This is a genomic window from Filomicrobium sp. (assembly GCF_025698805.1).
GTDB classification, from domain to species: Bacteria; Pseudomonadota; Alphaproteobacteria; order Rhizobiales; family Hyphomicrobiaceae; genus Filomicrobium; species Filomicrobium insigne.
Map to the genome: position 1 here is coordinate 428,640 of NZ_JAILWT010000001.1, position 22,482 is coordinate 451,121.

General features: G+C 63.3%; 22 protein-coding genes. 19 read left to right on the forward strand and 3 right to left on the reverse strand.

Annotated features, from left to right (window positions below; all coding sequences use genetic code 11):
- Positions 1-235: 235 nt before the first annotated feature.
- Together K5845_RS01980 and K5845_RS01985 are read right to left on the reverse strand one after the other, a co-directional pair.
- Positions 236-1,591 (reverse strand): IS1380-like element ISPme1 family transposase, encoded by a 1,356-nt coding sequence (locus tag K5845_RS01980; protein WP_012112698.1) that lies wholly within the window; start codon positions 1,589-1,591, stop codon positions 236-238.
- Between the two features lie 94 nt (positions 1,592-1,685).
- Positions 1,686-2,576 (reverse strand): LysR family transcriptional regulator, encoded by an 891-nt coding sequence (locus K5845_RS01985; RefSeq protein WP_287958228.1) that lies wholly within the window; start codon positions 2,574-2,576, stop codon positions 1,686-1,688.
- Between the two features lie 100 nt (positions 2,577-2,676).
- Here K5845_RS01985 and K5845_RS01990 point away from each other — a divergent pair, with 100 nt between their 5' ends.
- Positions 2,677-3,438, forward strand: a complete 762-nt coding sequence (locus K5845_RS01990; protein WP_287958229.1) for an SDR family NAD(P)-dependent oxidoreductase — start codon at positions 2,677-2,679, stop codon at positions 3,436-3,438.
- 100 nt (positions 3,439-3,538) lie between these two features.
- On the opposite strand, the gene K5845_RS01995 is transcribed toward K5845_RS01990, so the two are convergent.
- A complete protein-coding gene (locus K5845_RS01995) occupies positions 3,539-4,432 on the reverse strand; it encodes a LysR substrate-binding domain-containing protein (RefSeq protein WP_287958231.1) in 894 nt (297 codons plus the stop codon).
- Positions 4,433-4,570: 138 nt separating this feature from the next.
- On the opposite strand from K5845_RS01995, the gene K5845_RS02000 reads away from it, so the two are divergent.
- The 18 genes from K5845_RS02000 to K5845_RS02085 all read left to right on the forward strand — a co-directional run bounded on the left by K5845_RS02000 (position 4,571) and on the right by K5845_RS02085 (position 22,482).
- Positions 4,571-5,752, forward strand: a complete 1,182-nt coding sequence (locus K5845_RS02000) for an MFS transporter (RefSeq protein ID WP_287958232.1) — start codon at positions 4,571-4,573, stop codon at positions 5,750-5,752.
- Between the two features lie 70 nt (positions 5,753-5,822).
- Positions 5,823-6,584, forward strand: a complete 762-nt coding sequence (locus tag K5845_RS02005) for an SDR family oxidoreductase (protein WP_287958234.1) — start codon at positions 5,823-5,825, stop codon at positions 6,582-6,584.
- Positions 6,585-6,799: 215 nt separating this feature from the next.
- Positions 6,800-7,375 carry a CGNR zinc finger domain-containing protein gene (locus K5845_RS02010; protein ID WP_287958235.1) on the forward strand — a complete coding sequence of 192 codons (576 nt, stop codon included), beginning with the start codon at positions 6,800-6,802 and terminating at the stop codon, positions 7,373-7,375.
- Positions 7,365-8,213, forward strand: coding sequence for an alpha/beta fold hydrolase (locus tag K5845_RS02015; RefSeq protein ID WP_240578687.1), 849 nt, complete (start codon positions 7,365-7,367; stop codon positions 8,211-8,213). The genes K5845_RS02010 and K5845_RS02015 overlap by 11 nt, the downstream gene beginning before the upstream one ends.
- A 2-nt stretch (positions 8,214-8,215) precedes the next feature.
- On the forward strand, positions 8,216-9,193 hold the full coding sequence (locus K5845_RS02020) for a DMT family transporter (RefSeq protein WP_240578686.1): 978 nt from the start codon (positions 8,216-8,218) through the stop codon (positions 9,191-9,193).
- Between the two features lie 253 nt (positions 9,194-9,446).
- Positions 9,447-10,319, forward strand: coding sequence for a LysR family transcriptional regulator (locus tag K5845_RS02025; protein WP_287958238.1), 873 nt, complete (start codon positions 9,447-9,449; stop codon positions 10,317-10,319).
- 192 nt (positions 10,320-10,511) lie between these two features.
- A complete protein-coding gene (locus K5845_RS02030) occupies positions 10,512-12,497 on the forward strand; it encodes a conjugal transfer protein TraG (RefSeq protein ID WP_287958240.1) in 1,986 nt (661 codons plus the stop codon).
- A 10-nt stretch (positions 12,498-12,507) separates the two neighbouring features.
- Positions 12,508-12,969: a ribbon-helix-helix domain-containing protein gene (locus K5845_RS02035; protein ID WP_240578683.1), complete on the forward strand. Its 462-nt coding sequence runs from the start codon at positions 12,508-12,510 to the stop codon at positions 12,967-12,969.
- Between the two features lie 144 nt (positions 12,970-13,113).
- Positions 13,114-14,106, forward strand: coding sequence for a P-type conjugative transfer ATPase TrbB (gene trbB, locus K5845_RS02040; protein ID WP_287958242.1), 993 nt, complete (start codon positions 13,114-13,116; stop codon positions 14,104-14,106).
- Positions 14,103-14,435 carry a TrbC/VirB2 family type IV secretion system protein gene (locus K5845_RS02045; RefSeq protein WP_240578681.1) on the forward strand — a complete coding sequence of 111 codons (333 nt, stop codon included), beginning with the start codon at positions 14,103-14,105 and terminating at the stop codon, positions 14,433-14,435. Before trbB ends, K5845_RS02045 begins: the two co-directional genes overlap by 4 nt.
- Positions 14,435-14,716 (forward strand): VirB3 family type IV secretion system protein, encoded by a 282-nt coding sequence (locus K5845_RS02050; protein ID WP_230632047.1) that lies wholly within the window; start codon positions 14,435-14,437, stop codon positions 14,714-14,716. The genes K5845_RS02045 and K5845_RS02050 overlap by 1 nt, the downstream gene beginning before the upstream one ends.
- 7 nt (positions 14,717-14,723) lie before the next feature.
- Positions 14,724-17,195 (forward strand): conjugal transfer protein TrbE, encoded by a 2,472-nt coding sequence (gene trbE / locus K5845_RS02055; protein WP_287958246.1) that lies wholly within the window; start codon positions 14,724-14,726, stop codon positions 17,193-17,195.
- The gene (trbJ, locus tag K5845_RS02060; protein ID WP_287958248.1) at positions 17,192-17,968 is read left to right on the forward strand and encodes a P-type conjugative transfer protein TrbJ; all 777 of its coding nucleotides are present in this window, start codon (positions 17,192-17,194) and stop codon (positions 17,966-17,968) included. The genes trbE and trbJ overlap by 4 nt, the downstream gene beginning before the upstream one ends.
- A gap of 20 nt (positions 17,969-17,988) precedes the next feature.
- Positions 17,989-18,276 (forward strand): putative entry exclusion protein TrbK-alt, encoded by a 288-nt coding sequence (gene trbK-alt / locus K5845_RS02065; RefSeq protein WP_271115001.1) that lies wholly within the window; start codon positions 17,989-17,991, stop codon positions 18,274-18,276.
- A gap of 3 nt (positions 18,277-18,279) precedes the next feature.
- Complete coding sequence (gene trbL / locus K5845_RS02070) at positions 18,280-19,638, forward strand: P-type conjugative transfer protein TrbL (RefSeq protein ID WP_287958250.1); 1,359 nt, start codon at positions 18,280-18,282, stop codon at positions 19,636-19,638.
- Positions 19,635-20,324 (forward strand): conjugal transfer protein TrbF, encoded by a 690-nt coding sequence (gene trbF, locus K5845_RS02075; RefSeq protein ID WP_287958251.1) that lies wholly within the window; start codon positions 19,635-19,637, stop codon positions 20,322-20,324. Before trbL ends, trbF begins: the two co-directional genes overlap by 4 nt.
- A complete protein-coding gene (trbG, locus tag K5845_RS02080) occupies positions 20,321-21,337 on the forward strand; it encodes a P-type conjugative transfer protein TrbG (RefSeq protein WP_287958253.1) in 1,017 nt (338 codons plus the stop codon). The genes trbF and trbG overlap by 4 nt, the downstream gene beginning before the upstream one ends.
- On the forward strand, positions 21,334-22,482 hold the full coding sequence (locus K5845_RS02085; protein WP_287958254.1) for a TraB/TrbI/VirB10 family type IV secretion system protein: 1,149 nt from the start codon (positions 21,334-21,336) through the stop codon (positions 22,480-22,482). Before trbG ends, K5845_RS02085 begins: the two co-directional genes overlap by 4 nt.

The following is a 22,482-nucleotide window of genomic DNA, read 5'->3' on the forward strand; positions in this document are numbered from 1 at the left end:
CGACGTCGTTTGAGCCGACATTCCCCAAGTGGCCTGCCGCTTGACTTCAAGATCGCCTGATTTTGCTCGCTGGGCAAGCGTTTTTCGCCCCGAGCGGTGTCTGTCGTCGCGCAAACGGCCGAAGTCGGGTGGATCAAGCCTCGAACCCGTAGCATTCTGGCCCGGCAGAGCCGCTTTTCCGCGCGGCAGACCGACCTGTCCTGCCGCTTTCGTTCAGCTTGGGCATGGATCGTGGTCATGCGCATGACGGAGGCGTTCGAAGACGGCGGATGGCGGCAAGGACGGCCCGCACCATCGGGCCGGTGACGGCGACCTCGGCCAACTGGAAGGTAATGGCGCGGGCGTGGCGGACGACGCGGGCGCCGATCTTGATCAGCTTGAGTTGCAGGCTGGTCAACGACCAGTCCGCCATGGCCTCGGGCAGTTCGATGCAGCGCAGGAAGGTTGCCAGGTTGTAGGCCAGCGCGTGCAGTTGCAGCCGCACCTCGTTGTGCCGGAACTTCCGGCATGACAGCCGCGTCCAGCGAAAGGCATATTTGCCTTCCTTGATGTGCTGCTCTGCGGTGCCGCGCTGGTTGTAGAACCTCACCACCCAGTCTGGCTCCATCGGCAGGTTGGTGACGATGAAGCCGACTTTGGGGAACAGCTCGCCCGGATGCCATTCGATCTTGGCGATGACGCGGCGCGGCTTGTCCCAGGACGCCGCCTGATACTCGAAGTCCTCGAAGAACCGTTTGACCTTGGTCAGCGAAGGCCGTCCCACGGGCCGTGTCAGCCGATGCGCGATCTTCTCGCGCAAGACGGCGTTGGCGGGCAGACGGATGGCGTAGAAGAACCTGGCTTCTTCCAGCCGCATATAGATCGCGGGGATCGCGTAGGCAGCGTCGGCCCGGAAGAAGCGTCCACCAAGGTCGCGGCCAGCATATCGGGCAATGACGGGATCAAGGACATCCCGCCAGCCATCGGCGCTGTGGACATTGCCGTTACGCAGGGCGCAGCGCTCCAGCATGCCAAACTGGTTGAACAAGAAGATGGGGTGATAGCAGGTGCAGTCGAAATGCCCGTTCCAGGCAGCACCTTCCTGATCGCCGTGGGTGGGGCTGACCGAGCTGTCCATGTCCAGCACGATGTATTTCAACCCGTTGCGGTCATGAAACCGGTCGATCCATTGGCCGTTCAGATCGGCCAGCGCCGCCCGGTTCGCGGCCAGAGCCAGCGTCTCGGTCTCGAACCGTCCCATCTGCGATGCCGAAGCAGCTTGCGCCTCGACGGCCCTGCCGCCAACGACCTGACGCATCACGGGATCGAGGGCCAAGCGGTCGGCATCGTTCACATCCTCGTATCCGGCCAGTCGTCCGAACACCGATTGCCGGAACAATCCGTCAAGCCGATGGAGCGTGTTCTTCCCGGTGCGGCTGTCTCGCAGCGCCTCCGACGCCAGATTGGACAGGCCGAGCACGTCATCAAGCTCGCGCATCACCAGCAGGCCACCGTCTGAACTGATCTGCGCACCACGGAACTCCAGACGCACACGGCGGTCGAAATCAACCCGATCTCCCCGCGCCAAGCCCGCACCCTCCAGGTGATCCATGAAACGCGCCCCTCGCAGCCGTCAACGCCATGATTTATATGCGAAATATCACGATTACGACAGCGAAATCAGCGACTTACTTGGAGAATGTGGGTTAGGAGAGCCTGGGTTTCAGCGTGGCGACAAGCCAATCGACAAACACGCGTACCCGCTGAGAAAGATGGCGATTGTTGGGATACAGCACAGAAATGGGCGTTTCTGGCGGAGCAAACTCGGGTAGCACTTCTACAAGAGCGCCTGAGGCAAGATCATCCTCGAACCGACTGCGCGGCGCCTGCGCCAAGCCAAGTCCGAGACGTGCCGCCCCTGCATTCATATCCGCACCGGAAACCAGAACACGCGAAGGCAGCGCGACCTCGACGGCCCTTCCATCTACCGTGAACTCCAGCGGCATAACGCGGTCGGTGCGCGATGACACGAAGCCGATCATCGTGTGACCTTCGAGGGCGTCGGGCGACAACGGAATACCATGCCTTGCCAGATAGTCGGGGCTCGCGCAGGTGATTTCCTCCATGCCGCCTATAGGTCGAACGATCATGTCGCTGTCGGAAAGCTGCCCACTGCGGACGACGCAATCAACGCCCTCACGTACCAGATCGACATAACGTTCGCTTTCTCGGAGATGGACAGTGAGTGACGGATGCTGGGCCAGAAAAGCAGGCAATGCGGGTAACAACATCGTTCGAGCAAGGTTGCCAGCAACATCGACCCGTAGGAGGCCAGTCACGGCGCCGCTCGCACTCCTGTCGGCATCTTCGATGTCCGCGAGAATGGCCATGCAACGGCGATAGTATATTTCTCCTTCGACAGTTGGCTGGACATGGCGTGTGGTGCGCTGGAGCAGACGTGTGCCGAGCCGGTGCTCCAACTCCTTGATGGTTGCAGTCGCGACGGGGCGTGAAACACCGACATCTGCGGCCGCTGCGCTGAAGCTGGCACGCTCAACGATCCGCACGAATAATTCTATAGAGGACAATCTATCCATGTTGATTATTCTCTATGGCAAAACAGTATGGGCGGCAATCGCGATCTAATCCGGTGGGACCATGCATCTATATTGGGATCATCAATCTCAGGAGATCCTTATGACAAATCACGTTCCCATCGCATTGGTTACCGGCGGCAGCCGCGGCCTGGGCCGCTCCACCGTCGAAGCGCTCGCCCGTCGCGGCGTCACTTCGATCTTCACCTACAACACGAACAGGTCGGAAGCCGACAAGGTCGTCAGCCTGATCGAGAAAGCTGGCGGCAAGGCCGTAGCGCTCCAACTGGATACGAGTGATACCAGCAGCTTCGACGCATTTGTCATCAGCATCCAGCAGACACTCCAAGCTCTTGGCAGCGAGAAAATAGACTACCTCGTCAACAACGCCGGCAATTCCAGCGGCATGGGTTTCCTGAACGCGCAGGAAGAGGAATTCGATACGCTCTATCGGATTCATGTGAAGGGCGTTTTCTTCCTCACCCAGAAGCTTGCGCCCCTGCTCAGGGATGGTGGTCGTATCGTGAATATTTCATCGGGCCTGACGCGGATCATCATGGCGAACCGCGCCGCCTACGCCACGATGAAGGCTGCTGTCGAAACGATGACCAAATATATGGCGTTCGAGCTGGGCGAGCGACGGATCGCCGTTAATTGCGTTGCGCCCGGTGCTATTGCAACCGATTTCAGCGGCGGTGTCGTGCGCGATAATCCTGATGTCGCCAAGGCTATTGCCGGGATGACCGCTCTTGGCCGACCGGGCCAGCCAGACGACATCGGGCCGATGATTGCCTCGCTGCTGTCGGAGGATCATCGCTGGGTGAACGCACAGCGGATCGAGGTTTCCGGCGGAATGCGAATCTGAGGGGTTCGCCATTTTCGGTAACGACCCGGCCTGCGTCGAGAGACGGCTGGCCGGGGCCGAGCGGGCACTAAAGGCATCGTCGATTGTCCGCTGAGCTTCGTCAGTCGTTATTCGCCTCCGCAACGAGCCAGTCAACGAAACCGCGAACCAGACTTCCAGGATCGGCCTGACGGGGGATGACCGCGACATATCCCGTCCTCGGAACCCGGATGTCCGGCAGAGGCGTCATCAGCCTTCCGTTGGCAATGTCGATGTCCAGCATGGGAAGCGGGCCGATCCCGATGCCAAGCCCGTCTTCCGCCGCCTGGCGCGCCACGAAGAAGTGGTCAAATGTCTGACGCGGCAGTCCGACCAGGTGCTGGAGGTCTGCCGCTTCCAGCCAGTTCACCCAATCGCCGGGACGTGTTTCGCTGGCAAGCAGCGTATGCTCCTCAATGTCCGTCGGCTTGAGGATCGGGCGCTTGGCGAACAAGGCAGGGCTCATGATCAATGTATCCACGTCGTCCAGCACCGGAATGACATGGTGCTGGGGCCAGATATCAGCCCGTGCAACGCCGCGCCGGATCGAGAGATCAACGCCGCCGCGCAACTCTTCCTGCACGCAGGATACGGTCGTAACGACGACTTCGACATGTGGGTGATCGACATGATAGCGACCGAGCCGGGGGATGAGCCAGCGCATTGCCAGGCTGGTCGGGGCGCTCACGCGCAGGATGCGACGTGCCGTCGGGCGACCGCAGGCTTCTGCCGCGACCGCCAGACGGTCGAATGAAAGCCCGACCTCGGCGGCGAAGATTTTCGCCGTTGGCGTGGCGACCATGCGGCGGCCATCCCGCACGAACAGCCTCTGCCCCAGCCAGCCTTCCAACGCGGCGATCTGCCGGCTCACCGCGCCATGGGTGAGGCCGAGTTCAGCTCCTGCCTCGGCATAGCTCCCCGTCCGGGCAGCCACTTCGAATATGCGCAGGGCATTCAACGGGGGAAGACGGCGCATCCTGTATCCGTGAGAAAAGCGAACGATATGCGTGAGCAAATCCATACTAGTCGATGAAAGCTCACACGTATACCGTCGAATGATAAGATGGCCAGACATGGCAAGGTAAAAAAAGCATTCTAGGCAGACCAGTGAGAGATGAACCGCAGCAATCGATGGAATAATCAAAAACGTAGCCTCGTCGGAGCAAGCCTCGCACATGCCCTGCATGATGGATACACCGACTCCCTTTATGCCTTTATGCCGGTATGGCAGGCGCAGTTCGGGCTGTCCTATGCGGCTCTTGCCGTTATCCGTGCCCTCTACTACGCGACCATGGGCGGCCTTCAGCTACCCGCCAACCGACTCCTTAGCGGCTGGTCGCCACGCGCAGCGCTGATCCTCTCCACAGCTATCGCGGCAGCCGGCCTTGGGATTATGGCTCTGCCATTGGGGCTGGCGGGGCTCTGTGTCGGCCTCGTCGTGGCCGGCATTGGATCGAGCATTCAGCACCCCCGGGCCTCCCTCCTTGTCACCGACAGTTATGGGGATGCCGCGCGACGCCCCCTCGGTATCTATAATTTCGCGGGCGATCTCGGAAAGGCCGTCTTGCCGGCGCTTGTCGCATTGCTGCTGACGGTTCTGGCATGGCGGCCAGTGCTCGGATTGATGGCAATGCTCGGAGCCGCTTTGATCTTGACTCTGGCTCGGCTGGTGCCGCCCGTTTCCGTCGCCACGGAAAGCAAGAGACAGGCGACCATCAGCCGCCGACGCAGCGGTTTTCGTATTCTCACAGTGATCGGCGGCTTCGATACCGCCACCCGCATGGGGTATCTCCTGTTCCTTCCCTTTCTTGTTCAGGGACGTGGTGGCGGGCTTCCAACGGTCGGCCTCGCTCTAGCCCTGCTGTTTATCGGTGGAGCGTTCGGGAAAGCAGTTTTCGGCGGGCTTGGAGAAAGGCTGGGCGTCGTCAGGACCGTGATGGTAGCCGAGGCCATGACCGCCTCGCTGATCGTCGCGACGCTGTTCACGCCGCTGCCCTTGACGCTCATCCTGCTGCCGCTGCTCGGCATTGTTCTCAACGGCACATCGTCGGTGCTCTACGGCACCGTGCCTGAACTGTCGGACGGCGATACCGGTCGAGCTTTCGCAATCTTCTATACGAGCGTTATCGGTTCCGGTGGTCTCGCCCCGATCCTTTATGGCGCAATCGCCGATCACAGCAACCGAACGATCGGCGTTTTTGCGGCGGCTGCCACCGCCGTTCTGATCATTCCGCTCGTACTGGCGCTAGCCCCCCACCTGCGAAGTCCGGCAGCCGAGATCACAACGGTCGCATAAACCATTCTGAAGCTCAAATAACCGGCCGGCTCCTGACCGGCCTCATTCAATCCCAGAGAAAGGCCAGGAAATGAATACCGTTTCGCCGACACCGCTGATGCTGATAACCGGAGGAAGCCGTGGCGTGGGCGCTGCGACGGCGCGGCTTGCCGCTGCCAGAGGCTATGATGTCGTCCTCACTTTCGTTTCCAATGAGGCCGCCGCTCATGCGGTCACAGCGGATGTGGAAGCAGCCGGGCGCCGGGCTTTGGCCGTACAGGCAGATAGTGCCGATCCCGAGCAAATCACCCAGCTTTTCTCCGTGATCGACCGGGAGTTTGGCCGGATCGATGTGCTGGTGAACAATGCCGGGATCATTGCGCAGCAGTCCCGCCTGGAAAACCTCGGCTTCGAGCGCATGCAACGGATATTCGCGGTCAACGCGATCGGCCCGATGCTCTGCGCCCAGCAGGCGGCCAGGCGGATGTCCACCCGCCACAACGGGCGGGGTGGTGTCGTGATCAACATTTCGTCGGCATCGGCCCGGCTCGGCAGTCCGAACGAATATGTCGACTACGCGGCCTCCAAGGGTGCCCTGGAAACATTCACCATCGGCTTCTCAAAGGAAGTTGCGCGGGAGGGAATACGCGTATGCTGCATTCGTCCCGGCCACATCTATACCGAGATGCACGCCAGCGGCGGAGAGCCGGGGCGAGTGGATCGGGTCAGGGACACGATCCCCATGGGAAGGGGTGGCCAACCGGAAGAGGTCGCCCGCGCGATCGTGTGGCTGTCGAGTGACGAAGCCTCCTTCATCACCGGAACATTTCTCGATGTCACCGGGGGCAAGTGAACAACGGAGCTGTGCGGCGAGCTGTTGGCGCGCTCTGTCGGCGTGCGAACGGGGGCGACGTGAACGAGTCCGCGGCGACAGTGCCCCCAGAGGCGGCGTAGCGTGGAATTGGCTCAGCACGTCGGCGTCAGGATGTCTTCGGAGGCAGTAGTCGGCAGGTGACCCTCAGGTGGTGAAGACTTGAATAACCTGACAAACCGGTTTATACGGTTTGCATGATCAACGTAGATGAATTCCGATTCAATTCTGGCCGTATTGCCCTGGATCTTCCGGCAACCGTCCGTCGCAGGGCTTCCGAGCCGCAAGACGTGCTGGCGCCATCAGGCGCACCGGCTCGTTGGCTGCGCGATGCTGGTCTGAGCCATGAGTTGCTGGCACTTTCCCCTGAGCAGACGTCCGACCTCGAAAAGCTCCGGGAAGCGATATGGGCGGTTGCCGATGCGGCGGCCGCCGAGCGCGATTTGCCCGCAGATGCGGTCGCAACGCTGAACGAAATGGCGGCGCTCCCATTGGCGGTGCCGAAACTCGATGCGAAGTCGGTGACGGTAAAGCTGTTTGCCGACGATCCATTCCAGACAGCACTCGCAACAATTGCGAGGGATGCGATCGACCTACTCGGCAGCCCCCTACGGACACGCATCAAGGCGTGTGAGCAGCCTGATTGCCGAATGCTCTTCCTCGACACTTCCCGCAGCTCGCGGCGGCGCTGGTGTTCAATGGATCGGTGCGGAAGCCGAGCCAAGGGGGCGGCTTTTCGCGCCCGCAACAGGCAGGACGCTCATGAGCATTGATGTCAGCCAAAATGGTCGATTGAGCATCGGCGGCCATCAAATCGCATATACGCACTTGGGGAATGGTCCCAAGATTGCGCTTATTCACGGAATTCCGACCAGTCGTCATCTCTGGCGGAAGATCATTCCCGCTCTCGTCTCGGCTGGTAGGGAGGTCATCGCGCTTGACCTTCTCGGCTATGGTGAAAGTGACAAGCCGCTGGTTGCCGACCTCGGTATACAGGGTCAATCCGATATCGTTGTGCAGGCGCTGTTAGCGCTTGGCTGGGCACGGGGAACGCTCGTTGGCCACGACATTGGCGGTGGTATCGTTCAACTGATTGCCGTCGATCATCCTGAAATCATCGAACGGCTCATCCTCGTCGATTCCATCGTCTACGATTCCTTTCCCGAGCCGGGTATCGCCAGACTGAAGGACCCCGTCTGGGACGGCATCCTCGAAGCGCCCGACTTCGATCTGAAGAAGGGGTTAGCTAAAGGATTTGCCCGCGGAATGGTCCATCCCGACAAGATCACGTCAGAACTGATCGAAGCCTACGAGCGCCCCTTCCGGGGCGTTGAAGGGAGGCGTGCCTATTTACGGGTGGCACGCGGGCTGCGGACGGAGGATCTTTCGTCGCGGATGGATGCCGTCGAGAGATTGGAGGCCCCCACACTCGTTATCTGGGGCGACAATGATGTGTTCCAGCCGAAAGCGCTTGGCGAACGTCTGGCCCGGACAGTGGCAAATGGCCAGTTCGAAGTCATAGAACAGGCCGGGCATTTTCTGCCGGAAGATGCGCCCGAAGCTCTTGCCGAACTTATTACAAAATTCACCACACCCGGCAAGGGAGCATAATCATGGCCACGCGGTCGCAACCTACGCCGGTTTCTCAGGTACCGTTTTTTATAACACTGATTGCATCAACCTTTCTGATGGGGTCCAGCTTCGTCGCAGGGAAAATCCTGATCCAGCAGGGTTTTCCGACGATGATGCTGGTGGGATGGCGTTTTCTCGTCGCAGCGCTCGCCACTCTCCCTTTGGTCCTTCTCGACAAGGGCAGCCTCAGACAGGCACTTTTTCCGCGCCGAGTTGGTCTGCGTGACCTTTCTCTGGTGATCCTTATTGGACTGGTCCAGACGGCAGCGGTCATGGGGCTACTCTTCTGGGCAATGCAGTTCGTATCCGCGTCCACCGCCGCCATTTTGCTTTTCACCAATCCGATCTGGGTCGCGGTGCTGGGTCGGTTCTTTCTCGGCGAGAAGCTCCATCGTGGAAGATTGGCCGGCCTTTTCCTCGGCGCCATCGGTGTCGGTCTCGCGATAGGTCTCGGGCCAGACATGCTCTCCGGTGGCGAAACCTTGATCGGCGAAATCATCGGCCTCGCATCCGCCCTTTGCTGGGCGACAGCGACGATCATCAACAAGCGCGCCAATCTGCCGTTTGGTCCATGGGGGTTAAGCTTCTGGCAGATGCTGATCGGCTCGATCGCCGTTCTGGGCCTTGCATACGGCACGGTCGAACAGTGGCCCACAGCCGTCACGAGGGAGCAGTGGGGTTGGTTCTTCTGGCTTGCGATCCCCGCCTCAACAGGCTCCTTCGGCTTGTGGTTCGTAGCGTTGAACAAGGGGGGAGCAACAAAGACGAGCGGCTTCCTTTTCCTGGCCCCTTTGTTCACGGTTATTCTGTCTTACTTCATACTCGGCGCCACGCTCTCCTGGCTCCAAGCCTGTGGAGGTATTCTGATCAGCATCGCGTTATGGCTGGTCAACAGCGAGCTTCCCGCGAGAAACCGCCGCGAACGCCGCGATGAAGTGATCACGGAGGGCCAACCATGATGCGCCATCCGTGGAGTGAGATATCGGCAAGCCGTCATTGGGTTGACGCACAGCATAATCAAATTTTGATCACGAAAATCGATCCGCCTGAATGTCGTTGCATTCGTAGCTGCTACAGCATCCTCTTGTTAAAGAACTACGCCTCCGCTGATGAAGCGTGACGTTCAGCTTGGCGGTGAACGACATGCGAAGGAGACAGAGAAAAGAACCCGAAATAGGATCTCCTCTTTCGATCCTTCGAAGCCGCGTCCCCATGATCGCCCTGATCCAGGCACTCGCCGTTGCTGAGTATCTCAGCTTCAATCGTGCCGCGCTCGCGCTCGGCACAAGTCAATCGAGCGTCAGCGCTCGGATAAAGGCGCTGGAGGAAGACCTTGGCATCGTTCTCTTCGACCGCAACACACGAGGCGTCCGCCTGACCGAAGCCGGACGCCGCTTCGTCGATCAGGTCGGTGAGGCCATGGGCATCCTCGACCGCGCCATCAAGATCGCCGGGATGCAAGCGCGCGGCGAGGCCGGAGAACTTCGCATTGGCGTGCATGCGCTCACCCCTGGCTGCTTTCTCGACCGGCTATTGGAGCAGTTCCACACCGACCATCCCGGTATCCGGCTGCACGTTGTCGAGGGAACGGCTAGAGACGCCCAATTCATGATCCGCGAAGGCAGGCTCGATGTCGCCTTCATGGCCTGCACCCATCAAATTCCCGACCTTAATTCCCGGGTGATCTGGCGCGACCGCCTGATGGTTGCGCTGCCGGTCAAGCATCCTCTGGCGGCACAATCGGATGTGGAATGGCTTCACCTTGCGGACGAAACTTTCCTCGTCCGTCATAGCGGCACCGGCCCACAGGTTCACGACCTTATAGTGGCGCGGGCGGCCGGCAAATGGCTAACGCCAACAATCCAGCGTTTTGATGTTGAGCGCAGCACCCTGCTGTCTATGGTAGCGATCGGACACGGAATTTCGCTTTTCGTCGGGGAAGGCGCAGCGGACAGCACGGCGAATGTCGCTTTCCGGCCGATCCGGGACGAGCCTGAAACGATCCCATTTTCGGCTGTCTGGTCGCCGTCCAATCGCGCGCCCGCGCTTCTCAAGTTGCTCGCGCTCACGACGAACATACGCTGATCTTTCCGCTGATCTTTCCGCTGACCGAATCGCAACCAATCCACTAGCACAGTGCTAGAAGAGTGCCGCGGCAACCCGTCCTATTTGCCGCCGATAGTATCCTATAGCCCTCCGGCAATGCCTTTGCTGTTGCAGACCCGATGATTGCCTATTCTCTGATCGGCTCCGTCTCTCTTGCCGATTGGAGCCTGTATGCGTGGAGGCCGAATACTCTGGGGGCAGATTGCCGTTGTCTTCGCCATTGTCATGGTGATGACCTGGGCCGCAACGCAATGGGTAGCCTTTCGCCTCGGCTTCCAGTCCCAGCTTGGTCCGCCGTGGTTCGATCTGGCCGGATGGCCGTTCTACTATCCGCCCGCCTTCTTCTGGTGGTGGTTCTCCTTCGACGCTTATGCACCCGCGATTTTCATGGAAGGCGCGGCCATTGCCACGTCCGGCGGTATTTTTGCCATCGCCGCCGCCATCTTCATGTCGATCATCCGGGCACGCGAAGCCCGCAATGTCGCCACCTACGGCTCGGCGCGATGGGCGGAAGATCGCGAGATTCGAGCCGCCGGTCTGCTCGGCCCGGATGGCGTCCTGCTCGGCCGATACGATCGCGACTATCTGCGCCATGACGGGCCGGAGCATGTCCTTTGCTTCGCCCCCACGAGGTCCGGCAAGGGCGTCGGCCTCGTCGTGCCGACGCTGCTGACCTGGCCGGGAAGCTGCATCGTCCATGACATCAAGGGCGAGAACTGGACCCTGACGGCGGGCTTCCGGGCGAAGCACGGCCGCGTGCTGCTGTTCGATCCCACGAATGCGAGGTCGTCCGCCTACAACCCGTTGCTGGAGGTGCGGCAGGGCGAATGGGAAGTCCGCGACGTGCAGAATATCGCGGACATCCTGGTCGATCCCGAAGGCAGTCTCGATAAGCGCAACCATTGGGAAAAGACCAGCCACAGCCTGCTTGTCGGCGCGATCCTGCACGTCCTCTATGCCGAGCCGGACAAAACCCTGTCCGGCGTCGCCAATTTCCTGTCCGATCCCCGCCGCCCGGTCGAGGCGACCTTGCGTGCGATGATGGACACGCCTCATCTGGGCGAGGCTGGCGTTCATCCCGTCATCGCCTCGTCGGCGCGCGAACTGCTGAACAAGAGCGAGAACGAACGGTCGGGCGTGCTGTCCACCGCCATGTCGTTCCTCGGCCTTTACCGCGATCCGGTCGTGGCCCGCGTCACGGATCGTTGCGACTGGCGGATTGCCGACCTGGTCGGCAGCCGCCGTCCGGTGACGCTCTACCTTGTCGTTCCGCCGTCCGACATCAACCGCACCAAACCGCTGATCCGGCTCATCCTCAACCAGATCGGCCGCAGGCTGACCGAGGAACTGACGCTATCCGGCAAGCGGCATCGCCTGCTCATGATGCTGGACGAGTTTCCCGCGCTCGGCCGTCTCGACTTCTTTGAATCGGCGCTCGCCTTCATGGCGGGCTACGGCCTCAAGTCCTTCCTGATCGCCCAATCGCTCAACCAGATCGAGCGCGCCTACGGGCCGAACAACAGCATCCTCGACAACTGCCATGTGCGCGTCGCCTTCGCCACGAACGACGAGCGCACCGCCAAGCGCGTGTCGGACTCGCTCGGCACAGCAACCGAGATGCGAGATTCCACCAACTATGCCGGCCATCGCCTCGCGCCCTGGCTCGGGCATCTGATGGTCTCGCGGCAGGAAACAGCGCGGCCGCTGCTGACGCCGGGCGAGATCATGCAGCTTCCACCCGCCGATGAAATCGTCATGGTCGCGGGAACGCCACCGATCCGGGCGAAGAAGGCCCGGTATTTCGAGGATGCACGATTGCAGGAGCGCATCCTGCCGCCGCCCGAGTTGCCGTCCGTCCTACCGACGAAACCGGCAACCGACGACTGGACGAGCCGCGTCATCGTGGCGGCGGACCATACAACGGCGAGGGCCGCCAGTGGGGCCGAGGGCGATTCCGACAATGCCGGCATCCGCCGCGAGCCGGAATTGCCCGAGCATGAGGAAATCGTCCCGCCGCCCCCATCGCCCGTCCAGGAGTTCGACATTCTGGACGACGAGCCGGACGTCGATGCCGCCAAGGCCAGCACCATCCGCCAGCGAATGCGGATGATCGCCCGGCAAGCGTCGATGAACCCCGATGACGGCATAGAGCTTTGAGAGGCCGCCCATGACGACGCGCACCCGCATGAATGTCTATTTCGACCCGGAACTGCTCAAACAGGTCGAGGCGCTATCGCTGCGCCGACAGGTCTCGAAGTCTGCTATCGTCGAGGCGGCGGTCGCATCCTTCCTGTCGGGCGACACATCGGATCGGCTGGAAGCGGCCATGTCGCGCCGCCTCGACAAGATCGGCCGGCAGATCGGCACGCTGGACGAAGATCTCGCCGTGCTCGGCGAGACCCTCTCCTTGTTCGTTCACTTCTGGCTGACGATGACCCCGCCATTGCCGGATAGCGCCAAACAGTCCGCACGCATCAAGGGCAACGAGCGGTTCGAGGGCTTCATGCAGAATCTCGGCCGCAGGCTTGCGACCGGCGATAGGTTCCTGAAAGAGCTATCGCGCGACATGGATTCGCTTCATGACAGTCCTCCGCAAGATCAGACCAAGACCGATGGTGACGCTGCCTAGATTTTCAACCCATCCTATTTGCCGCCGATAGCCGCCGATCACCGCATCCTCTTAGATACTTGTTGAATCGGCCTGATTTCAGGCTCTTTTAATCGACCCCGTTGCGGGGTCCGTCTGTTGCGCCCCGCCCGAGATGGGGCCGACATGACGACACATCACCAGAAACCGGAGGCGATTGCACGCGGCGCGCGGATGCTGCGCACAGCGCTTGGCGCGTCCATCGCACGGTTTCTGGAAGACCCGGCCGTCATCGAGGTGATGCTGAACCCAGACGGCCGCATCTGGATCGACCGGCTGTCCGAGGGTCTGGCCGATACGGGCGAGATGCTGTCCGCCGCCGATGGCGAGCGTATCGTCCGCCTGGTCGCGCACCATGTCGGCGCGGAAGTTCACGCCCGATCCCCGCGCGTGTCGGCGGAACTACCTGAAACCGGCGAACGGTTTGAAGGCTTGTTGCCGCCCGTCGTCGCAGCACCGGCCTTCGCCATCCGCAAGCCCGCCGTCGCGGTGTTTACGCTCGACGACTATGTGGCGGCCGGGATCATGTCCGCCGATCAGGCCGTGACTCTCCGCGAAGCCGTTGCCGCACGCGCCAACATCCTCGTCGCGGGCGGCACCAGCACCGGCAAGACCACCTTGACCAACGCGCTGCTCGCCGAGGTGGCGAAGACGCAGGATCGCGTCGTCATCATCGAGGATACGCGCGAGCTGCAATGCGCCGCGCCGAACCTTGTCGCCATGCGGACCAAGGATGGCGTCGCCACGCTCTCCGATCTGGTGCGCTCCAGCCTTCGCTTGCGGCCTGATCGTATCCCCATCGGCGAGGTGCGCGGCTCGGAAGCCCTCGACCTGCTCAAAGCCTGGGGCACCGGCCACCCCGGCGGCATCGGCACCATCCACGCCGGCTCCGGCATCGGCGCATTGCGCCGTCTCGAACAGCTCATTCAGGAAGCTGTCATAACGGTCCCGCGCGCGCTGATCGCGGAGACCATCGACCTTGTTGCCGTCCTCGCCGGACGCGGTTCCGCGCGCCGGCTCGCCGAACTCGCCCGCGTCGAGGGGCTGGGACCGGACGGCGACTACCGCATCACGCATCCCAGCGCCTTGGCAACCACCCCGAAAGGAGACCCATCATGATCCCCACACTTTCACGCGCCTGCCGCTTCATGGCGACATCGGCGGCAACCGTTTCCATCAGCCTGATGCTCGCCCCGGCCGCTCATGCCTCCGGCTCGTCGATGCCGTGGGAAGCGCCCCTGCAATCCATCCTTCAGTCGATCGAGGGGCCGGTCGCCAAGATCATCGCGGTGATCGTGATTATCGCCACTGGCCTCGCGCTCGCTTTCGGCGACACGTCGGGCGGCTTCCGTCGCTTGATCCAGATCGTGTTCGGCCTCTCGATCGCCTTCGCCGCCAGCTCGTTCTTCCTCAGCTTCTTCAGCTTCGGCGGCGGGGCGCTCATTTGATGGCGGGCGGCCTCGAACAACTCGACGCGGTGCCGGGGTTTTCCGTCCCCGTCCACCGGGCGCTGACCGAGCATATCCTGCTCGGCGGCGCACCGCGCTCCATCGCCATCATGAACGGGACGCTGGCCGGAGCCGTGGGTCTCGGCCTGCGCCTCTGGCTGGTCGGCCTCGCCATCTGGGCCATCGGCCACTTCGCCGCCGTGTGGATGGCCAAGCGCGACCCGCTCTTTGTCGAGGTGGGCCGCAGGCATCTGCGCATCCCCGGTCATCTGTCGGTGTGAGGGCGCCATGATGAACCTTGTCGAATACCGCCGCACCGCCAGCCGTCTCGCGGATTTCCTGCCTTGGGCCGCACTTGTCGGCTCCGGCGTCGTCTTGAACAAGGACGGCTCGCTCCAGCGCACCGCGAAGTTTCGCGGTCCCGATCTGGATTCCGCCGTCGCGGCCGAGCTGGTTGCGGTCGCAGGCCGCATCAACAACGCCGTCCGCCGTCTCGGATCGGGCTGGAGCATTTTCGTCGAGGCGCAGCGCAGCGAAGCCGCGACCTATCCCGACAGCCAATTTCCTGAAGCCGCATCCGCGCTGCTCGACGCTGAGCGCAAGGCAGGTTTCGAGGAAGCCGGAGCGCATTTCGTGTCGGGCTATTTCCTCACGTTCCTCTGGCTGCCTCCTGCCGAGGACACCGCCCGCGCCGAAACCTGGCTCTATGAGGGCCGCGAGCAATCCGGTGTGGATCCATGGGAACTGCTGCGCGGTTTCATCGATCGCACCGACCGCGTGCTGGCGCTGCTCGACGGCTTCATGCCCGAATGCCGTTGGCTCGATGACGCCGGCACGCTGACCTATCTCCACTCCACCATTTCGACCAACCGGCATCGCGTGCGCGTGCCGGAGGTGCCGATGCACCTCGATGCGCTGCTCGCCGACCAGCCCCTGACCGGCGGGCTGGAACCGCGCCTGGGCGACCAGCATCTGCGCGTCCTGACCATCATCGGCTTCCCGACCGCGACGACGCCCGGCCTGCTCGACGAGATGAACCGGCTGCCGTTCCCCTATCGGTGGAGCACCCGCGCCATCCTGATGGACAAGACCGACGCGACCCGGTTGCTGACCAAAATACGCCGCCAATGGTTCGCCAAGCGCAAGAGCATCGCCGCGATCCTCAAGGAAGTCATGACCAACGAAGCGTCGGCGCTTGTCGATACTGACGCAGCCAACAAGGCCGCCGACGCAGACATGGCCTTGCAGGAGTTGGGCGCGGACGTGGCGGGCATGGCCTACGTCACGGCCACCATCACCGTCTGGGATGCCGATCCGCGCATCGCCGACGAGAAGCTGCGGCTCGCCGAAAAAATCATTCAGGGCCGCGACTTCACCGCGATGCCTGAAACCGTCAACGCCGTCGATGCCTGGCTCGGCTCGATCCCCGGGCATGCCTACGCCAACGTCCGGCAGCCGCCGGTCTCGACGCTCAACCTCGCCCACATGATCCCCCTGAGCGCCGTGTGGGCGGGGCCGGAACGGGGAGGCCCGAGTAGTGATGGGCATTTCAGCGCGCCCCCGCTGTTCTTCGGCAAGACCGAAGGCTCGACCCCGTTCCGGTTTTCCCTTCATGTCGGCGACGTGGGCCACACCCTCGTCGTTGGCCCGACCGGCGCGGGCAAGTCCGTGCTGCTGGCGCTGATGGCCCTACAGTTCCGCCGTTACGCCGATGCTCAGGTCTTCGCCTTCGACTTCGGCGGCTCGATCCGCGCTGCCTCGCTCGCCATGGGCGGCGACTGGCATGACCTGGGCGGCGGGCTGACGGAAGGAGACGAGGCGTCCGTCTCGCTCCAGCCGCTCGCCCGTATCGACGACACTTATGAACGCGGCTGGGCGGCCGATTGGATCGCCGCCATTCTTGGCCGCGAGGGTGTGCCGATCACGCCCGAGACCAAGGAATATATCTGGACGGCGCTGACCTCACTGGCGTCCGCTCCGGTCGGGGAACGCACCATCACCGGTCTCACGGTCCTGCTGCAATCCAACGATCTGAAACAGGCATTGCGGCCCTATTGCATCGGCGGGGCCTATGGCCGGTTGCTCGATGCCGAGACCGAACATCTCGGTTCGGCCGATGTGCAGGCGTTCGAGATCGAAGGGCTCGTCGGAACCGGCGCCGCCCCGGCCGTGCTCGCCTATCTGTTCCACCGGATCAGCGACCGGCTCGACGGGCGGCCGACGCTGCTCATCATCGACGAGGGGTGGCTGGCGCTGGACGATGAAGGGTTCGCCAACCAGCTCCGTGAATGGTTGAAGACACTCCGCAAGAAGAACGCCAGCGTCATCTTCGCCACGCAAAGCCTGTCGGACATCGACGGCAGCAGCATCGCGCCCGCCATCATCGAAAGCTGCCCGACGCGGCTGCTGCTGCCGAACGAACGCGCCATCGAGCCGCAGATTACCGCCATCTATCGGCGCTTCGGCCTCAATGATCGCCAGATCGAAATCCTCGCGCGGGCCACGCCCAAGCGGGATTATTACTGCCAGAGCCGCAGGGGAAATCGCCTGTTCGAGCTGGGCCTGTCCGAAGTCGGACTGGCTCTCTGCACCGCATCCGCGAAGTCCGACCACAAGCGCATCGCCGGGCTTGTCGCAGAACATGGCCGCGACGGCTTCCTTGCCGCCTGGCTGCGCCTGCGCGGCGTCGATTGGGCGGCCGACCTGATCCCCGACCTTACCAATCTCATCCCCCAGACCGAGAAGGAGTCCCAATCATGACCATTCGCCGTTCCCGCTCGCGCGCCATTTTCATGGCCGCGACCATGCTGGCAGCGCCGCTCGCGCTGTCGTCCATGCTGACCAGCCCGGCCCACGCGCAGTTCGGTCGCATCGTCTATGACCCAAGCAACTACGCCCAGAATCTGCTCACCGCCGCGCGCACGTTGCAGCAGATCAACAACCAGATCACGTCGCTTCAGAACGAAGCGCAGATGCTCATCAATCAGGCGAAGAATCTGGCGAGCCTGCCATATTCCTCGCTTCAGGCGTTGCAGCAGAACGTGCAGCGCACGCAGCAGCTCCTCGCCCAAGCACAGAACATCGCCTTCGACGTGCAGAAGGTCGATCAGATCTTCCAGACCCAATATGGCAACGTCTCGCTGTCCGCGACCGATGGCCAGCTTGTCGCCGATGCGCGGTCCCGCTGGCAGAACACGGTCGGCGGCTTGCAGGACGCCATGCGCGTGCAGGCCGGCGTCGTCGGCAACATCGACACCAACCGCACGCAGATGTCGGAACTGGTCGGCCAGAGCCAGAACGCGACCGGCGCGCTGCAAGCCACGCAGGCCGGCAACCAGCTTCTCGCCCTCCAGTCGCAGCAGCTTTCAGACCTCGTTGCGCTTCTCGCCGCGAACGGCCGGGCGGGCGCACTGACCGAGGCCGAGCGTGCCACCGCCGCCGAACAGGGCCGCGTGCAGCGCGAGCGTTTCCTGACACCGGGATCGGGCTACCAGCCCGGCAACGCGCAGATGTTCGGCAACGGCAACAACTGACCGGACAGGAGGGGCGCGACATGGACGGCAAGATGCTGGCGCGGCTGGGCGCGATCATATTCGTCGCCATCGCCATCACCGCCACGGTGATCGAGATGACCCGCAAGGACGAGCCGGCACGCGGCAGGCCCGCACCGGAGCTACAGCGTCCCGCCGATCCGCTGCGCCAGAGCCTGCGCGATTGCCAGCGTCTTGGCGAGGCTGCCGCGAGCGATCCCGACTGCCTCGCCACCTGGGCCGAGAACCGGGACCGCTTTCTCGGTCGGACACCGGTGCCCGCCGCCCCGCATCAGAACGGGGGGCAGTGAACCATGGGCGGCACCGGCGTCATCGACAACTTCCTCGGGGTATTCACCTCCTACATCGACAGCGGATTCGGCCTGCTCGGCGGCGAGGTCGCCTTCATCGCCACCACGCTGATCGTGATCGACGTGACGCTCGCGGCGCTGTTCTGGAGCTGGGGCGCCGACGACGACATCATGGCCCGACTCGTGAAGAAGACGCTGTTCGTCGGCGTCTTCGCCTATCTGATCTCCAACTGGAACAACCTGGCGCGCATCGTCTTCGAGAGCTTCGCCGGTCTCGGCCTGAAAGCCTCCGGCACCAGCTTTTCCGCCGCCGACCTGATGCGCCCCGGCAAGGTCGCTCAGACCGGCCTCGACGCGGGCCGTCCGCTGCTCGACTCCATCTCCGACCTGATGGGCTACTGGTCGTTCTTCGAGAACTTCATCCAGATCGCCTGCCTCTTGTTCGCCTGGGCGCTGGTCATCCTCGCCTTCTTCATTCTCGCGATCCAGCTTTTCGTGACGCTGATCGAGTTCAAGCTGACCACCTTGGCCGGATTCGTCCTGATCCCGTTCGGCCTGTTCGGCAAGACCGCCTTCATGGCCGAGCGCGTGCTGGGCAACGTCATCTCGTCGGGGATCAAAGTCCTCGTGCTCGCCGTCATCATCGGCATCGGCTCGACGCTGTTCTCGCAATTTACCGCAGGCTTTGGCGGTGCGACGCCGACCATCGACGACGCGATGGCGATCGTGCTCGCAGCGCTGTCTCTTCTCGGCCTCGGCATCTTCGGACCCGGCATTGCGTCCGGTCTCGTCTCGGGCGGCCCGCAGCTCGGCGCTGGCGCTGCCGTTGGCACCGGCCTTGCCGTAGGAGGCGCAGCCCTTGCCGCAGGCGGTGCAGCCGGTCTCGCCGTCAAGGGAGGCGCTGCCGCCATGTCCGGTGGCGCCGCGGCCGTTCGGGGCGGCGCTGCCGCCGCCGGAGGGGCCGCTGCGACCTACAGCATGGCTTCGCTCGGCCAATCTGGTGCAGCGGGCGTTGCGTCCGGTCTCGGCGGCGTTGCCCGCGCCGCAGGCTCCGCCGCCGTATCGCCTCTGAAACGCGCCGCCTCGAAAGCAACGGAAAGCGTCAAATCCAGCTTTTCGGATGGCGCACGCGCAGCCTTCGGGGTGACGGGGGGATCATCTACCGCAGGCACGGTCGGAGGCAGCAGCGCAGCGCCCGCAGCCGCATCTTCCCCCGCTGGCAGTCCCCCGGCCTGGGCGCAGCGGATGCAGCGATCCCAGGCTGTCAACCACGGCGCCACCATGGCCGCCCATGCCGTGCGCTCCGGCGACAGCCACGGTGGCGGCTCTTCCCTCAATCTCTCCGAAAGTGACCGCTCATGAGCATCTTCAAACGACCCGCAACCCATTACGGCAAATCGCCGGAACCTGAGACGCCCTATCAGAAGGCCGCGCAAGTCTGGGACGAGCGCATCGGCTCGGCCCGCGTGCAGGCGAAGAACTGGCGCTATATGGCCTTCGGCTCGCTGATCCTGTCGGCCGGTTTTGCCGCCGCCCTTGTCTGGCAATCGGCGCGCGGGACCGTCGTGCCGTGGGTGGTGCAGGTCGATAATCTCGGACAGGCACAGACCGTTGCGCCCGCGAACGCCGACTATCGGCCGACCGATCCGCAGATCGCGTTCCATCTCGGCCGCTTCATCGAACAGGTCCGCGCGATCCCGGCCGATGCGATCATCGTCCGCCAGAACTGGCTTCGCGCCTATGAATGGACCACGGATCGCGGCGCGGCGGCCTTGAACGATTATGCGCGCAGCAACGACCCGTTCACGAAGGTCGGACGGCAACAGGTCGCTGTCGAGGTGTCCAGCGTCATCCGGGCATCGAACGACAGCTTCCGCGTCGCCTGGACCGAACGTCACTATGAAAACGGGCAGCTTTCCACGACCGAGCGCTGGACCGCCATCCTGACCATCGTGATCCAGACGCCGCGCGACGCCGAACGGCTGCGCGCCAATCCGCTCGGCATCTACGTCAATGCAATCTCATGGTCGCGGGAGATGAGCCAATGACCCCCACGACGTTCCGCAAAGCCGCGTTTCCGGCTTTCCGTAAATCCGGCATTCCGGCTTTGCTGCTCTCCGCGACCATGCTGGCCGGCTGCGCGACCAACAGGCCGCCGCAGTTCAGCTATGACGCCGACGTGCCATCGCTCCCGGTCGTGCAGGCCGCCGTCACCGATGACCGGCCCCGGCCTTTGCACACGCCGCCCGCATGGACCGTAGCGCGCGGCGGGAACGCTGCAACGACGCCCGCAGGCCGCGTCGAGAACGCCAATGCCGCCGCGCGTGTCGAGCCGCGCCGCGAGGGCTACTATAACGCCATCCAGATTTATCCGTGGTCGGAAGGCGCGCTCTATCAGGTCTATGCCGCGCCGGGGCAGATCACGACCATTGCCCTCGAACCCGGCGAGAGCCTGACCGGCGCGGGACCGATCGCGGCAGGCGACACCGCCCGCTGGATCATCGGCGACACCGAGAGCGGTTCAGGCACGACGCGCCGGGTCCATATCCTCGTCAAGCCGACGCGGCCGGACATCATGACCAACCTCGTCGTGACGACAGACCGGCGCACCTACATGATCGAGCTGCGCGCGCGGGAAGCCCTCTATATGCCGTCCGTCGCCTGGGCTTATCCGGCGCAACCGGCGAGCCAGCGCCAGACCGTTCCCGCCGCTCCGATCATTCCGGCCGGGGCGGCGCGCAACTATCGCTACGGCCTGACCGGCGATAGCCCGCCTTGGAAGCCTATCTCCGTCTTCGACGACGGCCGCCGCGTCTATGTCGTCTTCCCGCGCGGCATCGTGCAGGGCGAGATGCCGCCGATCTTCGTCATCGGTTCCGATGGCGAAACCCAGATCGTCAACAGCCGCATCCACCAGAACATCCTGATCGTGGATCGCCTGTTCGGCGCAGCCGAATTGCGCCTTGGCAGCGGTGATCGCCAGCAGACGGTCAGGATCGTCCGCATCGAGCAACGGCAGGCTGCACAGCCGGCAAAGACGACCGGAGAATCCCCGTCATGACCGAGAACACGCCCCCTGTAGAAGCCGCAGCCGACACCACCGCACCCATGAGGCTGCGTGCCGAACCGCCCCGCGTCACGCGCCTGTCCCGCAAGATGCTCGCCGGCGTTGGAGCGGTGGCGCTTCTCGGTATCGGCGGGGCGCTGATCTATGCGCTCCAGACCCGCGACATGAGCGGCAGCAGCAAAGAACTCTACTCGACCGAGAACCGCCCCACGGCGGACGGTTTGTCCGGCCTGCCGCGCGACTATACCGGACCCGTCCTGGGGCCGGCCTTGCCCGGCGATCTCGGCGGCCCGATCCTTGATGCGCAAAACAGGGGCCAGCCCGTCGCGCCGCCTGTCATGGCCACGCCAGCCGTCGATCCCGAGGAGCAACGCCGTCTTGCCGAAGAAGAAGCCGCGCGCGTCAGCCGCGTCTTTTTCCAGACTGCACCGGGAGCGGGAACAGCAAGCCCGAGCCTCGCCGGCCTTGGCCTCAACGGTCAATCTGGTGCTGCCGCCAGCCAGGACCGGCACACAGCGTTCCTCAATGGTCCGGTGGATCGCCAGACCGTCGCCCTGGACCGCATCATGGCCCCCGCATCACCCTACATCCTTCAGGCCGGAGCCGTGATCCCGGCGGCGATGATTACCGGCATCCGCTCCGACCTTCCGGGACAAATCACCGCGCAAGTCACGGAGAATGTCTATGACAGCCCGACCGGCAGCCTACTCCTGATTCCGCAGGGGACGCGCATCATCGGCCAATATGATGCCGGCGTGACCTTCGGCCAACGCCGCGTGCTGCTCGTCTGGAACCGCCTGATCCTGCCAAACGGCCGCTCCATCGTGCTGGAGCGCCAGCCCGGCGCGGACGCTTCCGGCTATGCCGGGCTTGAGGATGGCGTCGATTATCACTGGTGGGATCTGATGAAAGCGGCCGGGCTGTCTACGCTGCTCGGCATCGGCACGGAGCTGGCGACCGACGACGAGGACCGGCTGATCCGCGCCATCCGCGACGGGGCGCAGGACACCATCAATCAAGCCGGGCAGCAGATCGTCCAGCGCCAGTTGCAGGTCGCGCCCACGCTGACCATCCGGCCGGGCTTCCCGGTCAGGGTCATTGTGACGCGGGATTTAGTCCTCGAACCCTACAGGAACTGA

Bases quoted from the DNA above. Each gene is read 5' to 3' on its own strand.
- K5845_RS01980 (WP_012112698.1), bottom strand. From the start codon at position 1,591: ATGGATCACCTGGAGGGTGCGGGCTTGGCGCGGGGAGATCGGGTTGAT.
- K5845_RS01985 (WP_287958228.1), bottom strand. From the start codon at position 2,576: ATGGATAGATTGTCCTCTATAGAATTATTCGTGCGGATCGTTGAGCGT.
- K5845_RS01990 (WP_287958229.1), top strand. From the start codon at position 2,677: ATGACAAATCACGTTCCCATCGCATTGGTTACCGGCGGCAGCCGCGGC.
- K5845_RS01995 (WP_287958231.1), bottom strand. From the start codon at position 4,432: ATGCGCCGTCTTCCCCCGTTGAATGCCCTGCGCATATTCGAAGTGGCT.
- K5845_RS02000 (WP_287958232.1), top strand. From the start codon at position 4,571: ATGAACCGCAGCAATCGATGGAATAATCAAAAACGTAGCCTCGTCGGA.
- K5845_RS02005 (WP_287958234.1), top strand. From the start codon at position 5,823: ATGAATACCGTTTCGCCGACACCGCTGATGCTGATAACCGGAGGAAGC.
- K5845_RS02010 (WP_287958235.1), top strand. From the start codon at position 6,800: ATGATCAACGTAGATGAATTCCGATTCAATTCTGGCCGTATTGCCCTG.
- K5845_RS02015 (WP_240578687.1), top strand. From the start codon at position 7,365: ATGAGCATTGATGTCAGCCAAAATGGTCGATTGAGCATCGGCGGCCAT.
- K5845_RS02020 (WP_240578686.1), top strand. From the start codon at position 8,216: ATGGCCACGCGGTCGCAACCTACGCCGGTTTCTCAGGTACCGTTTTTT.
- K5845_RS02025 (WP_287958238.1), top strand. From the start codon at position 9,447: ATGATCGCCCTGATCCAGGCACTCGCCGTTGCTGAGTATCTCAGCTTC.
- K5845_RS02030 (WP_287958240.1), top strand. From the start codon at position 10,512: ATGCGTGGAGGCCGAATACTCTGGGGGCAGATTGCCGTTGTCTTCGCC.
- K5845_RS02035 (WP_240578683.1), top strand. From the start codon at position 12,508: ATGACGACGCGCACCCGCATGAATGTCTATTTCGACCCGGAACTGCTC.
- trbB (WP_287958242.1), top strand. From the start codon at position 13,114: ATGACGACACATCACCAGAAACCGGAGGCGATTGCACGCGGCGCGCGG.
- K5845_RS02045 (WP_240578681.1), top strand. From the start codon at position 14,103: ATGATCCCCACACTTTCACGCGCCTGCCGCTTCATGGCGACATCGGCG.
- K5845_RS02050 (WP_230632047.1), top strand. From the start codon at position 14,435: ATGGCGGGCGGCCTCGAACAACTCGACGCGGTGCCGGGGTTTTCCGTC.
- trbE (WP_287958246.1), top strand. From the start codon at position 14,724: ATGATGAACCTTGTCGAATACCGCCGCACCGCCAGCCGTCTCGCGGAT.
- trbJ (WP_287958248.1), top strand. From the start codon at position 17,192: ATGACCATTCGCCGTTCCCGCTCGCGCGCCATTTTCATGGCCGCGACC.
- trbK-alt (WP_271115001.1), top strand. From the start codon at position 17,989: ATGGACGGCAAGATGCTGGCGCGGCTGGGCGCGATCATATTCGTCGCC.
- trbL (WP_287958250.1), top strand. From the start codon at position 18,280: ATGGGCGGCACCGGCGTCATCGACAACTTCCTCGGGGTATTCACCTCC.
- trbF (WP_287958251.1), top strand. From the start codon at position 19,635: ATGAGCATCTTCAAACGACCCGCAACCCATTACGGCAAATCGCCGGAA.
- trbG (WP_287958253.1), top strand. From the start codon at position 20,321: ATGACCCCCACGACGTTCCGCAAAGCCGCGTTTCCGGCTTTCCGTAAA.
- K5845_RS02085 (WP_287958254.1), top strand. From the start codon at position 21,334: ATGACCGAGAACACGCCCCCTGTAGAAGCCGCAGCCGACACCACCGCA.